The sequence below is a fragment of the Amycolatopsis sp. H20-H5 genome, from assembly GCF_035828755.1.
GTDB lineage: Bacteria > Actinomycetota > Actinomycetes > Mycobacteriales > Pseudonocardiaceae > Amycolatopsis.
On record NZ_JAYMZS010000031.1, the window covers coordinates 49,805 to 62,830 of the forward strand.

Below are 13,026 nucleotides of genomic sequence, written 5' to 3' on the forward strand. Positions count from 1 at the left end.
CGTCATGAGCCTGCACCGCCTCACCAAGATCGCCATCGGCGTCCCGGACGTCGACGAAACCGCCAAGTACTACACCGAGTTCGGCCTCACCCCGACCGCATCCGGGTTCGCCACCGCCGACGGCGGCGAACAGCTCGAACTGCGGCAGACCCCGCAGCGCCGGCTGCTCACCCTCGGCATCGGCGCCGACGACCCGGACGACCTCGGCCGCATCACCGCGTCGCTGGCCCGCCTCGACGTCGCCAGCCGCATCGACGGCAACGCCCTCCACACCAAGGACCCGGTGACCGGGCTGGACGTCGTCGTGTCGGTGGCCCCGCGACTTCGCCAGGAACCACCGGAACCCGTCACCTACAACCAGCCCGGCTCGATTCAGCGCGCGAACGTCCGCGCGCCCGGCATCGACCGGGAGTCGCCGGTGCGGCCCCGCAAGCTCGGCCACGTCGTGTTCGGCTCCACCGACCAGGCCGCGACCCAGCGGTTCTTCACCGAAGGCCTCGGGTTCAAGGTCAGCGACGAGGCCCCCGGCCTGGCCGCGTTCATGCGCTGTTCCACCGACCACCACAACGTGCTCGTGCAGCAGGCACCGGTCAACTTCCTGCACCACACCTCCTGGGAAGTCGACGACGTCGACGACGTCGGCCGCGGCGCCACCGCCATGCTCGAAGGCCACCCGGAACGCCACACCTGGGGCCTGGGCCGGCACTACATCGGCTCGAACTTCTTCTGGTACCTGCGCGACCCCGCCGGCAACTTCTCCGAGTACTACTCCGACATCGACTGCATCCTCGAAGACCAGCTCTGGGAACCCCGCGTCGTCGCCGCCGAGAGGAGCCTCTACGCCTGGGGCCCACCGCCCCCGCCATCGTTCCTCGCCCCGGAGGACCTAGCCGAGCTGATGACCGACGCCCACGACGGCGCATGAGCGAGCTGGACGTCTTCGGCCGCGGGTTCGGCTCCTACGACGAGCTGTGGCGCTGGTCGGTCACCGATCTCGAAGGGTTCTGGGCGAAGGTCTGGGACCACTTCGAGGTCCGCGGCACCTACGACCGCGTCCTCGACTCGCCGGAGATGCCCGGCGCGCAGTGGTTCCCCGGCGCGGAGCTGAACTACGCCGAGCACATGCTCGGCGAACCCGGCGACGCCGAGCGGCTCGCCGTGCTCGCGCACTCCCAGACCCGCGCGACGATGTCGCTGACGTTCGGCGACCTGGCCGACCAGGTCGCCCGCGCCCGCGCCGGGCTGCAACGCCTCGGTGTCGGGCGCGGTGACCGGGTGGTCGCCTACCTGCCGAACATCCCCGAGACCCTGGTCGCGTTCCTCGCCTGCGCGTCGCTCGGCGCCGTGTGGGCGGCGTGCGCGCCGGAGTTCGGCGCCCGCAGCGTCGTGGACCGGTTCGCGCAGATCGAGCCGACCGTGCTGCTCGCCGTCGGCGGGTACACCTACGGTGCGAAGGAAATCGACCGGAGTGCCGAGGTGGCGGCGATCCGTACCGGGCTGCCGTCGGTGCGGCACGTCGTCGGCGTCCCCTATGGACAGTACACAGTGGATGATGCGACGTTGTGGCCCGAACTGCTGTCCGGCGATCCCGAACCCGGGTTCGAGCGGGTGCCGTTCGCGCACCCGCTGTACATCCTGTTCTCCTCCGGGACGACCGGGCTACCCAAAGCGATCGTGCACGGCCACGGCGGCATCCTGCTCGAACACCTCAAGGCGCACGCCCTGCACCTCGACACCCGCCCCGGCGACCGGATCCTCTGGCACACCACCACCGCATGGATGATGTGGAACATCCTCGTCTCCGGACTGCTGCGCCGGGCCACCATCGTGCTGACCGACGGGAACCCGCAATACCCCGACCTCGCGGTGCAGTGGCGGCTCGCCGCCGACGCGCGGGTGTCGCTGTTCGGCACCAGCCCGTCCTACCTCGCCGCCTGCCGCGCCGCCGGCATCGACCCCGGCGAGCTGCCCGCGCTGCGCACCCTCGGCGTCACCGGTTCGCCACTACCGGGCGAAGTCTTCGACTGGGCAACCGAGCACCTCAGCGACGCGGTCCACATCAACTCGATGTCGGGCGGAACCGACATCTGCTCCGCCTTGATCGCGGGCAACCCGTGGCTGCCCGCTCGCCGCGGCGAGCTGACCGCCCCCTGCCTCGGAGTCGACGTCACCGCGTTCGACACCGCCGGAAACGAAGTCGTCGGAGAGGTCGGCGAGCTGGTCGTCCGGCAGCCGATGCCGTCGATGCCCATCGGCTTCGTCAGCGACCCGGGCGACATCCGATACCGCGCCGCCTACTTCGACACCTACCCCGGCGTCTGGCGCCACGGCGACTGGGTGACCATGTCCCCCGAACGGAGCTTCGTCATCTCCGGCCGGTCGGACGCCACCCTCAACCGCGGCGGGGTCCGCCTCGGCACCGCCGAGTTCTACGCAGTCGTCGAGGAACTGCCCGGCATCGAGGACTCCCTGGTCGTGCACCTCGAGGACCCTGACGGCGGCCCAGGCCGGCTGCTGTTATTCGTCGCCCTCGCCCCCGGCATCGATCTCGACGACACCGTGCGGCAGCGGATCCGCCAGGCCCTGCGCGACCAGCTCTCCCCGCGGCACGTCCCCGACCGGATCGACGCCGTCCCGGCCATCCCGCGGACGCTGACCGGCAAGAAACTGGAGAAACCGATCAAACAGATCCTCCAGGGCCGCGCCCCGTTAGAGGTCGTCGCGCCCGACGCCATCAGCGGCTACGCCGCGATCGGCGCATTCACCGCCTGACGCTTCGCATCCGCCGCACCCCGGAAAATCCGTGGGCTACCCACGACCGGCTGCGGGGTAGTCCGGAAGGGAACCGAAGACGACCACCCGGTCGAAGGAGTACACCCATGTCCACACCGTTGCAGGGAAAACGGGTGGCCATCCTAGCCGCCGACGCGTCGAGCAGGTCGAGTTGGATGAACCGCGCGCGACAGTCACCGCCGCGGGCGCCACGGCCGACCTCGTCTCGCTCCGACACCGCGAGATCCAGGCCACGAACGGTGACATCGACAAGGGCAGCACATTCAGCGTCGCCAAAGTCGTGTCCAAGGGTGGCCGCCGACAACTACGACGCACTGCTGCTACCCGGCGGCACGATGAACCCCGACAACCTCCGGCAGGACCCCGCGGCCGTCCGGTCCGCGGGCGACATCGTCCGCGCGGGCACACCCGTCAGGGTGACCTGCCACCGACTGTGGACCCTGGTGCAGGCCGACGTCGTCCGAGGTCCCACGCTGACGTCGTTCCCCAGCCTCCGCACCGACCTCAGCCACACCGGCGCCGCCGTGGTTGACGAAGCAGTAGTGGTGGACAACAGCCCTGTGTCCAGGCGCAACCCCGCCGACCTGCCCGCATTCTGCGCCGCGATCGTCGAGACGTTCACCGGAACCCCCGGCTCCTCGCGCGACCAGTAGGTCCCGAACCGACGCCGACGAGCAGATTCTCGGACATCCCCACGGCAAACACACCGATCCTGGCAGCGCGCCGGGAATCCGGTGGCGGTGAGGACGAGGACAGCACAATCCTCGGTTCTGTGCTGTGCTGCGCACCAGCAGTGAAAACGACCGACCGCGTCCATGACTCGGCGCCTCGCTCAGCCTCGCAAGCAGGAGAACAACATGAAAATCATTGCGTTAGAAGAACACATGGTCACCTCCACCCTGCTGGACGCCTGGAGGCAGGCACCGGACGAGGCGGAGGAGCAGAACGCCGTCTTCAACGGCACAGGTCTGATGGGAGAGCGCCTGCTCGACGTGGACGCACGTCGATTGCAGGACATGGACGACCAAGGAGTCGACGTACAAGTCCTGTCCGTCACCCAACCAGGTGTGCAGAATCTGACACCGTCACTGGCGGTTCCGTTGGCGAAGCAGGTGAACGATCGGATCTCTGCGGCAGTCTCCCGTCACCCAGGCCGTTTTGAGGCCTTCGCAGCACTACCTACTCCGGATCCCCGTGCCGCAGTGGAGGAGCTGCGGCGCGCCGTGCAGGAACTGGGTTTCATGGGAGCAATGGTGTTCGGCCGCACAGGTTCGAGGAACGCCGACCATCCCGACAACGAGCCGATCTGGGCGGCGGCATCAGATCTGCGGGTACCGATATATCTCCACCCGCAGCGTCCGCAGAACTCGATCCGCAATGGTTACTACAGCGGACTCGGCGACCCCGTCGACCGCGCTTTGAGCACAGCTGCGGTTGGGTGGCACTTCGAAACCGGTATTCAGCTCATCCGGATGATCCTTGCCGGGGTGTTCGATCGCCACCCTGGCTTGCAGCTCGTCATTGGCCACTGGGGCGAGTTGATGCTGTTCTGGGAGGAGCGGTTCACGAGCATCCAACGCGCCGGGCTGCTCCCGAGCGGGCCGACCGTACTCGATGTCTTCCGTGAACACGTCTCCTTCACCGGGAGCGGTGACACCAGCCACCGCTATCTCCGATGGGCGAAGGAGGTGGTCGGCATCGACAGGATCCTTTTCGCTACCGACTACCCTTTCATTGACAACAGCGCAGGAATGGCCCGCTCATTTCTCAATGAAGCGGACCTCACCACAGACGAAAGAGCGGCGGTCGCTCACGCCAATTGGGAAAGGCTCACCGCCCACCTACGTTGACCGCAGAGCCGCGTGCCCGGCGCCTCCCGCGCAGAGCGAAACTGAGCCCGAGCTGATCGGCACGCCAGCGCAACGACAGGCTCGGCCAGGTCCGGCTGACCCAGTGCGAGCTGGGTCAGGTGCGCGGTGCTGGCCATCGAGGTCGAAGCTCGGCATCGGCGCCGCGGTGCCGATGCCGAGCTTGTCGCGGCGGCGAAATCCCGCGGTGACGGCTACCGCTGGAGCACCAACCCGATCGACACCGATCCAGTCGCTGTCGCGTTCTGGGTTCGTCGGTCGCCTCGACGATTCCCGGTCCACAGTGGGACTCTGGACGGATCTTGTACGGCAGGGCCAACTGCGTCAAGCACTCCCCGTGACGTGCACCGGAGCCCCCTGAGCGTACCAAGAGCGTTCCGTCGTGTACCGATGTTTCGAGCGGCAAAGATGCGGCGCCGGTTGAACGGCCGGTGGGTGCCTCGATGCGCCGATGAAGGAAAGGACACCGCCGTTAGCATGGGTTCGTCCCTCCGACGCGGTACACACAACATCAACAACACCGAAACTGGTCCGCGAACTGCGGATATCCGCGACGACCCGACTGATTCGGACCCGCAAGCGTCGAAACGACACCCCCACGACCGGTGACGCCAAATGACCGCCAGCCGACGTCCGGAAAACTGGACCCGACGGATCTGCGCGCTCATCGCCGCCTTCGTCGCCGCGCACGCGTCCTACGAACACCAACGATACTTCGCCCTCAACGGCGGCGCCGACCCCACCAGCTCAGCCTTCTGGCCGCTGTCCGTCGACGGCCTCCTCGTGCTAAGCACCTGGCCAGAAGTTATGTCTGTTAACGCGCGCGAGTCCAGCGGGATATGAAGAACCTCGCCAGGTTAGATCCGGTTACCACACCTGGATCGACCTGACGAGGCCACAACAAGTACGCGCCCAGCGCACATCTACGCCCAACCTGACTCCCCCACGGCACCACGAACTGGTCACCGCCTTGCACGGGCACTGGCGGATCGCCGCCCGGATCGTGATGATCCTGCTGTCCGCGGCCGGGATGAGCGCTCCCGAGATCGCTGACCTGCTGTGCTACGACCCGGTCACAGTGCGCCGGTGGATCGACCGCGACGGCATCAAGGGGCTGCCCGACCTGCCCCGAAGCGGACGGCCTCGCCTGGGCAGCCCTCGGCTCGGGCAACGCATCCGCACCCTGCTCGCGACTCCGAAAGCGTGGACCACCACCAAGGTCTGGCGCGCGGCCGGCCGCCCCGAGATGAGCCTGCGCACCTCCTACCGACGACTGCGCGAACAAGCCCGCTGGCGCAGACCACGTCTGATCGCCAAAGGCGACCCCGACCACGACACCACCTGCACAGACATCCGTACCCGCATCACCGCGCTGCCCACCGGCTCGGTCGTACTCGCCGAAGACGAAACCCACCTCGACCTGCTCGCCAGAATCCGAGCCTGCTGGATGCCCATAGGCCAGCGATACCACGTGCTCACACCCGGCTCCAACAAACGCCGCACCCTGCACGGCGCGGTCAACCTCGCCACCGGCGCCTGGCACTACCACGTCTCGGTGAAGAACGTCTCCGTCGTGTTCTGCTACTTCCTCGAACAGTTGCTCACCGCCTACCCCGACGCACCGGTCGTGGCTGTGCTCTGCGACAACGGCACCACCCACCACAGCGGCATCACCCAACGCTGGCTGGAACAACATCCCCGCCTGCAAGTAATCGAAGGCGCCAAGTACAGCTCCCAGGACAACCCCGTCGAACGAACCTGGGCCGCACTCAAACAACGCATCGCCAACACCGCACCAGCAACCATGCCCGACCGAGTCAGACAAGCCCATGCCTTCTTTCGCGACCACACCACCGAACAGATGCTCACCACCGCCGCACCGTGGACCCCACCCTGGATACCCGAGAATTACAGACAAGACTTCTGGCCAGGCGCTTAGCCCCGCACACCCGGGCGTACCACTAGGAGTGCTTTCCTGTGGGTGGATCATGTGCGGTGTTGCGGATGGGTCTTCGCTCTGGATCCAACCACGCGGGCGGGATCCATTCGATGATTCCGTTGCGCAGCCGCATATCCCACCCGCCATGGTGGAGTAGGTGGTGATGTCTCTCGCAGGCGAGTCCGAGATTGACGATGTCCGTCGGACCCCCAACACCGCCGGGGTTGCTCCAGTGCACAATGTGGTGTGGCGTTGCCCATTTCGGGCCTCGTGAACACCCCGGACCGGTACACCCACGATCCCGGATGATCAACGCCCGCCGCTGCGCCGGAGTCGCCGTCCGCACCGCCCGACCCAAGTCAAGAACCTCACTCGCACCGTTCAGCACCGCTGGTACGGCTTTCGCGTCGCAGCACATCCGCCGCACCTGACTCACACTCAACGCACCATAATCGTCGAGCATGACTATGCCCGCGCGACGTTCCAGCTCTTCCAGCCCGATCGTCACCGTGACGACCGCCCGCTCACCAGCCTTGACCGGCAGGTCGGGGGAGCGTCCGGCGAGGTCGAAGATCGCCGCCAACGCATCACCGTGGCGCTGCGCCGCCGTCCGCGGATCCCGGTTACCGAACGCATCAACCGGGTCAGGCTTCGCCAACGGAATCAGCATGTTCTCCGCGAAATGCCCGGCCTCGGGATCAAACTCACCCGAGTACTTCATCCGACCGTCCCGGGTGAACGAGTACCGGAACTCCCGGTTCGGACGCGACAGGTCCCGCTCACGATCCTCCGGCTTCTTATCCAGCACATCCCAGTACCCCAGTACCCGCCGCCCTACTTTACGGACGGTGGTGGGGATCGCCTGTTGCGACAACTCGACCAGGGTGGCCTCGTGCGCCGCGACCTCCTCCGCCGACACTGAGTCAGGAGCCTGCGAGAGGACGTGTTCGATCTCGTGGGCGTGTTCCCGGTTGATCTCGCCGGACTCCAACGCCTTCCGCATCAACGGAAGCACCGCAGTAGCCTGAGCAACACGAGCGGAGGCTTCCCTCTTCGACACCCGCAACGACAGCGCCAGCATCGTCGCCGTATCACGGAAACCCTTCTCCACAGACAACCCGCGCCTGTCGATGTCACCGACGAGATCCAGCATCCGCGCATACACACGACACAAATCCCGCTCGACAGCAAGAAGCCCAGCAGTCAGCTCCCCATCGGAAAGCTGCCACACCGGCATCACCTCATCGACACCCACACCCCCATTCTACCCGAACATTTGTTCGAACCGCCACCCGTCCGGTTAGACCCGGCTGCCTTTTTTCGGGTCGTGCACCTGTGATCGTCACCGGTCAGCGGATACCACCGAGGCGACTATCCAAAGTGGAATGATCCTCGCGGGCGCTGAAGCAGGACGGCAGACACAACCCCCGTAAGATCAGCCGCATGACGGAACTGGCCGAGGCGGAACGCGCTCTACACGACCGGACTCGCCTCAGCGGCGCCGTCGAAGCCTGGGAAGAAGACGGCCTGCTCGCCGTGCGCGCCGACAGCGTCAAACTGCGGTTCCTCAACACCATCAACGGAGTCACCGAAAGGAACCTCGCCGCCGCGATCCGACTGGCGGCCTCACCCCGGTGGCGCGGCGGCGCGCCCGTGATCATCGTCCCGCCAGGGCTCGACACCGAAGTGTTGCCGGACGCGGGTTTCGTGCCCAGCGTGCCCAGCGGCCACCGCCTCCTCGCCACCCGGCCGCTCGAAGACGTGCCGCCACCGGACCCCGGCGTCGCCGAAACCCTTGGCACTGGGCTGTTCCTCAAGGTGCTGCTCGACGGCTACCAGAGCACTGGCGCGATCTCCAGGCTCATCGCCGTCGAGCACTCCGCGCCCGGCATCCGGCGGTTCCTGCTGGGAAACGTCGCCGCCGCGGCCTTGAGTGTGCACGGGACGACGGCGGTGCTGGGCGGCGCGGCGACGCTGCCGGAACATCGTGGCGAAGGCGCCCAACGACGTCTGCTCGCTCATCGCGTGGCCGTGGCCGCGGGCCTTGGCTGCAGGCTGGCCGTGGCGACCGCCGCCCCGGACTCGCCCAGTGCGGCGAACCTCGCCCGCAGCGGCTTCCGCCTTCACCTGCGTCCAGCGTGGACTCAGCCCTGACGAGCGAGTGGATTGTGCAGCAACAGCTCCACGTTGCGGTCTGCGGCGGTACCCGACCCGCGACTCTCGCGGCGCGGATCGTCGCGGTGCTGCCAATAATTCGCCGAGAGCTCCCGCGAGAACCCGGCCAAGGCTGCCGGATCGCCGCCACCGTCCCACCCGGGAGGTCCATTGTGGTCCAGCGTGGTGGCCACAATGGACAATGTGCCGTCGCGGTTGTCGAACAGTTCGATCAGCCGCGCCTGTTGCGGCCAGTCGATGTGCGAGGCCGTGGTGATCTCCCAAAAACTCCCGTACGGTGTCACCGTGTTCTCGTGCGTGTGCCCGTTCACCCACAGCACCACGTTCGGGAACAGCCGCAGCAGCGCCGCCAGCTCGTCGGTGAGAATCCGCCGGTCGGGCCCGGTGTCGTTGATCAGCGTGTGCAGCGGGTGATGGCTGAACAGCACGAACAGCCGGTCCTGGCCCGCTTCGAGCTCGGCCGTGAGCCACTCGAACTGCGCGACGTCCAGGGAGCCCTGCCAGGAACCGTGATGGTTGACCGTGTCCAGCACCAGGCACCGCAGGACGCCGTGGTCGAACGCGTAGTACGCCGTCCCGGCGGAGACGTTGTCCGCGCCGAAACCGTGCCCGTGACACTCGACGTGCGCAGCGACCCACTCGCCGCGTGAGACGTGGCGGCGCCCGGGATCGGCCGTCACCTTGGTCAGCGGGCCGTCGAGCAGCCTGTCGACGACCTCGCGGTCCGCGCGGTCGAAACCGGCGAGCAGTTCGACCGTGTCCCCCTCCGGCTGGCCCGCGAGCTTCGCCGGGCCCACCGTCACCTCGGCGATCTCCGGCCACGGTGGCACGCAGCCCTGCAGCAGGTTGTCGTGATTGCCGTGTACGGCGTACCAGGGCATTTCGAGCCCGGTCGCGGTGAACGGCGCCGCGGCCGCACCCAGCACACCGGGTGCCGAGGGGAAGCCGTACAGACGACGCGCGTCGTCGTCCTCGGAGCCTTCGGGCGTGCCCCCGGGGTGCCAGTACTTGACGTCGTAGGTCGCCGGATCGCTCGCGTGGACACCTTCCCAGCGGCCGCGTTCCCCCGAATCCGGGTCGACGGATCCTCCGTCGAGCAGGGTCAGGTAGGAGCGTAACTCGTTGTCCTGGCAGGCATCCGTGGCGTCGCCGGTCGAGATCGCGAAGGCCGCGCCGGACCCGTTGACCGCGCGCACCATCGCCTCGACCACATGCGGGGTGAATATCTCCTGGGGCCGGTACGTGCCGACCAGTGGAATGTACTCGCGGTACGGCGAGTCCGGATCCGCGTGCCGCTCCAGGAACTCCACCCGGGTGGGCGACTGCGCGTCCATCACGTGCAGATCGGACAGATGCGCGAACGACCCGAGGCTCACCCGTTCGGAGGTTCCTGAAGCGGGCGCCAGGTCCTCCCTGACGAGGTGTGCTTCACCCGGCGCCGCCGCGATCCGCTGGTAGCCCAGCTCACCGGGCTTGTCGCGGATGAGACGGCGTCGCGTGGTGTCCAACTCAGAGTTCCTCCGTGGCCAGCAACACCGGGCGGGAGCCGAAGCCGACCGTCGCGGTCGTGCCCGGCCGCAGCTCGGCGGCCGCGACGCTGGGGAGGTCCGCCAGCAGCCTGGTGCCATCTGCCAGCGTAGCGGTCAGCCGTGTGACGGCGCCCCGGAAGCTGTGGTCGGTGATCCGGACGGGCCCGTCCGCCGCGGCTTCGAGCGTGACGGCCTCGGGCCGGACCAGGACCGTCGTCACCCGCCCGTCAGCGCCGCCGCCGTCGTCGGCCAGCGCCAGCCGATGCCCGGCGACCTCTACCGCCGTGCCGCCGCCGGTGACGACGCCCGGCAGGTGGTTCATCGTGCCGACGAACTCGGCGACGAACGCCGTCGCCGGGCGTGCGTACAGCTCGGCCGGGGTGTCGCACTGCTCGAGCCGCCCGACGCGCATGACGCCGACTCGGTCCGCAATGGACAGTGCTTCCTCCTGGTCGTGCGTGACGAACAGCGTGGTGATGCCCACCCGCAGCTGCAGCCGCCGGATCTCGTCACGAAGCTGCGTCCGCACCTGAGCGTCCAAAGCGGACAGCGGCTCGTCCAGCAGCAGCACCCTTGGCTCGATGGCGAGCGCCCGCGCCAGGGCGACCCGCTGCTGCTGACCGCCGGAAAGCTGGTGCGGGTAACGCTTTCCGTGCGAGTCGAGGCCGACCAGCTCCAGCAACTCCTGTGCCCGCTTCTGGCGGGTGGGCGCCGCGACGCCGCGCAGGCGCAGCCCGAAGGCGACGTTGTCCCGCACGGTCAGGTTCGGGAAGAGACTGTAGGCCTGGAAAACCATGCCCATGTCCCGTTTGTTCGCCGGGACGCCGACGACGTCGGTGCCGTCGACCAGCACCTCACCGACGTCGACCTGCTCCAGCCCGGCGAGCACGCGCAACGCCGTCGTCTTGCCGCAGCCCGACGGGCCGAGCAGCGCGACCAGCTCGCCCGGGGTGATCAGCAGGTCGAGCCCGTCGAGCGCCCGGACCTCGCCGAACGCCCGGTGGAGGCCGCGGAACTGGACCGACGCGCCGGTGCGCGGGGTTTCGAGTACAGCAGTCATCAGGCACTACCTCGTTTACGACGTCCCGAAACCAGGGACAGGACGAACAGGAGCAGGAAGGCGACGAGCAGGCTCAGCAGCGAGACGGCGACGGAAACCCCGGCCTCGGACTGGCCGGTGCTGACCGTCCACACGGGAAAGGTTTCCATCAGCAGGATGCTGGCCAGGGTGTACTCCCCGAGCACGAGCGCCAGGTTCAGGAACGCCGCGCCGAACACCGCCGAGCGGATGTTCGGCACGATCACGCGCAGCAGCACCGCGGGCCAGCTCGCGCCGAGACTGCGCGCTGCCTCGACCAGCGTCGGCAGCGCGATCGCCTGGAGTCCCGCGTCGAGCGTGCGATAGGTGAACGGCAGCGCCAGGATCACATACTCCAGCACCAGGATCACCGGTGTCCCGTTGATCACCTCCGGCGCGTCGCGGAACACCACGAGCACGCCGTTGACCAGCACGATCGGCGGGATCACCAGAGGCAGCAGGCTGACACCCTCGATGACGCGGCGCAGCTTCGGCTTGCGCAGGTGCACCCAACTGACTGTGGGGACCATCAGGATCAGCGTGAGCACCACCGTGCCCGCCGCGACCCAGAGCGAGGTCCCCAGCGTCGAGAGCAGATCCGGCTCGTCGAGCAGTTTGGCCCAGGATGCGAAACTGTGCGTGTCGTTGACGTCACGGAGGCTGAATTCGACCGACGCGGCCATCGGGATCAGGAAGTACAGCCCGAACAACGTCAGGATCAGCCGGCGGGCCCAGGAACGCTTCATCCGAGCCACCTCGACGCGCGTTTCTGCATCCAGGCGTAGATCGCCATCACCAGCGCCACCACCAGGATCATGCCGAGCCCGAGGGCCTTGCCGAGGTTCTGCTGGTCGGCGACGACGTTGCCGGACACCAGCGAGCCGATCTGGATCGGCACCAGCGGCACGACACCGCTGGTCAGCGCATAGGCCGTGGCGTACGCGCTGAAGGCGTTGGCGAACAACAGCAACGCCGACGCGAGGAACGGCGGCAGCAGCACCGGGCCCGCGATGAGCCGGAAGTACTGCCATTTCGTGGCGCCGAGGTTCTCCGCGGCCTCGCGCCACTGCTCGCGCATGCCTTCCAGCGCCGGGGTGAACACGATGACCATCAGCGGGATCTGGAAGTAGACGTAGACGATCGAAATCCCGGTGAAGGTGAACAGGTTGAACCCGCCACCGTAGAGGTCGACGCCGAGGCCGGTGAGCGCCTTGGTCACGATGCCGATGCTGCCGAGGGTGGCGATGAACGCGAACGCCAGCGGCACGCCGCCGAAGTTCGCCAGCACCCCGGACGCGCTCGAGACGATCTTGCGCAGCAGACCGTCCGGTTTGGACCCGAGCACGGCGTGGGCGAGCAGCGCGCCCAGCACAGCGCCGAGAGTGGCGGTCAGCGCCGAAAGCTCGATACTGGTCACGAACGAGCGGCCGTACTGGTCGGCCAATGCACCGGTGATGTTTTCCGTGGTGAACGCGCCGTCGTTGTCCTGGAACGCGCCCAGCACGACCATCACGACGGGGGCGCCGAGGAAAACGCCGGTGTAGACGAGGAACGGCAGCAGTCCGAAGTGCCCGGTCAGCCACTTGAGCAGGCGCCGCGCCGAGGCGGGGCGCACGGGCGCGGGGGGGGGGGCGCCCCGGGGGG

General features: G+C 67.8%; 11 protein-coding genes and 1 pseudogene. 7 read left to right on the forward strand and 5 right to left on the reverse strand.

Annotated elements, in window-relative coordinates:
* Positions 1 to 4: 4 nt before the first annotated feature.
* From QMK34_RS19165 to QMK34_RS19190, 6 genes and pseudogenes are all read left to right on the forward strand, one after another.
* Positions 5 to 925, forward strand: coding sequence for a VOC family protein (locus tag QMK34_RS19165; protein ID WP_326415462.1), 921 nt, complete (start codon positions 5 to 7; stop codon positions 923 to 925).
* Positions 922 to 2,772, forward strand: a complete 1,851-nt coding sequence (locus QMK34_RS19170; protein WP_326415463.1) for an acetoacetate--CoA ligase — start codon at positions 922 to 924, stop codon at positions 2,770 to 2,772. The genes QMK34_RS19165 and QMK34_RS19170 overlap by 4 nt, the downstream gene beginning before the upstream one ends.
* 176 nt (positions 2,773 to 2,948) lie before the next feature.
* Positions 2,949 to 3,446 (forward strand): DJ-1/PfpI family protein, encoded by a 498-nt coding sequence (locus QMK34_RS19175; RefSeq protein WP_326415485.1) that lies wholly within the window; start codon positions 2,949 to 2,951, stop codon positions 3,444 to 3,446.
* Between the two features lie 204 nt (positions 3,447 to 3,650).
* Positions 3,651 to 4,643 (forward strand): amidohydrolase family protein, encoded by a 993-nt coding sequence (locus QMK34_RS19180; RefSeq protein WP_326415464.1) that lies wholly within the window; start codon positions 3,651 to 3,653, stop codon positions 4,641 to 4,643.
* 633 nt (positions 4,644 to 5,276) lie between these two features.
* Positions 5,277 to 5,504, forward strand: coding sequence for a DUF2637 domain-containing protein (locus QMK34_RS19185; protein ID WP_326415465.1), 228 nt, complete (start codon positions 5,277 to 5,279; stop codon positions 5,502 to 5,504).
* Positions 5,505 to 5,537: 33 nt separating this feature from the next.
* A pseudogene (locus QMK34_RS19190) lies at positions 5,538 to 6,600 on the forward strand (IS630 family transposase).
* Positions 6,601 to 6,622: 22 nt separating this feature from the next.
* Here QMK34_RS19190 and QMK34_RS19195 read toward each other — a convergent pair.
* Positions 6,623 to 7,855, reverse strand: a complete 1,233-nt coding sequence (locus QMK34_RS19195) for an HNH endonuclease signature motif containing protein (RefSeq protein WP_326415466.1) — start codon at positions 7,853 to 7,855, stop codon at positions 6,623 to 6,625.
* Positions 7,856 to 8,043: 188 nt separating this feature from the next.
* Between QMK34_RS19195 and QMK34_RS19200 the strand changes: the two genes are divergently transcribed.
* The gene (locus tag QMK34_RS19200; protein WP_326415467.1) at positions 8,044 to 8,754 is read left to right on the forward strand and encodes a GNAT family N-acetyltransferase; all 711 of its coding nucleotides are present in this window, start codon (positions 8,044 to 8,046) and stop codon (positions 8,752 to 8,754) included.
* Here the strand turns inward: QMK34_RS19200 and QMK34_RS19205 are convergent.
* From QMK34_RS19205 to QMK34_RS19220, 4 genes are all read right to left on the reverse strand, one after another.
* Complete coding sequence (locus QMK34_RS19205) at positions 8,745 to 10,283, reverse strand: TIGR03767 family metallophosphoesterase (RefSeq protein ID WP_326415468.1); 1,539 nt, start codon at positions 10,281 to 10,283, stop codon at positions 8,745 to 8,747. The two genes, QMK34_RS19200 and QMK34_RS19205, sit on opposite strands and share 10 nt — an antisense overlap.
* Before the next feature lies 1 nt (position 10,284).
* Positions 10,285 to 11,364: an ABC transporter ATP-binding protein gene (locus tag QMK34_RS19210; RefSeq protein ID WP_326415469.1), complete on the reverse strand. Its 1,080-nt coding sequence runs from the start codon at positions 11,362 to 11,364 to the stop codon at positions 10,285 to 10,287.
* Positions 11,364 to 12,128 (reverse strand): ABC transporter permease, encoded by a 765-nt coding sequence (locus QMK34_RS19215; protein ID WP_326415470.1) that lies wholly within the window; start codon positions 12,126 to 12,128, stop codon positions 11,364 to 11,366. The genes QMK34_RS19210 and QMK34_RS19215 overlap by 1 nt, the downstream gene beginning before the upstream one ends.
* Positions 12,125 to 13,026: ABC transporter permease (locus QMK34_RS19220; protein WP_326415471.1), on the reverse strand; the 902-nt coding region annotated here is incomplete at its 5' end. The genes QMK34_RS19215 and QMK34_RS19220, both read right to left, overlap by 4 nt.

Bases quoted from the DNA above. Each gene is read 5' to 3' on its own strand.
- QMK34_RS19165 (WP_326415462.1), top strand. From the start codon at position 5: ATGAGCCTGCACCGCCTCACCAAGATCGCCATCGGCGTCCCGGACGTC.
- QMK34_RS19170 (WP_326415463.1), top strand. From the start codon at position 922: ATGAGCGAGCTGGACGTCTTCGGCCGCGGGTTCGGCTCCTACGACGAG.
- QMK34_RS19175 (WP_326415485.1), top strand. From the start codon at position 2,949: ATGAACCGCGCGCGACAGTCACCGCCGCGGGCGCCACGGCCGACCTCG.
- QMK34_RS19180 (WP_326415464.1), top strand. From the start codon at position 3,651: ATGAAAATCATTGCGTTAGAAGAACACATGGTCACCTCCACCCTGCTG.
- QMK34_RS19185 (WP_326415465.1), top strand. From the start codon at position 5,277: ATGACCGCCAGCCGACGTCCGGAAAACTGGACCCGACGGATCTGCGCG.
- QMK34_RS19200 (WP_326415467.1), top strand. From the start codon at position 8,044: ATGACGGAACTGGCCGAGGCGGAACGCGCTCTACACGACCGGACTCGC.
- QMK34_RS19210 (WP_326415469.1), bottom strand. From the start codon at position 11,364: ATGACTGCTGTACTCGAAACCCCGCGCACCGGCGCGTCGGTCCAGTTC.
- QMK34_RS19215 (WP_326415470.1), bottom strand. From the start codon at position 12,128: ATGAAGCGTTCCTGGGCCCGCCGGCTGATCCTGACGTTGTTCGGGCTG.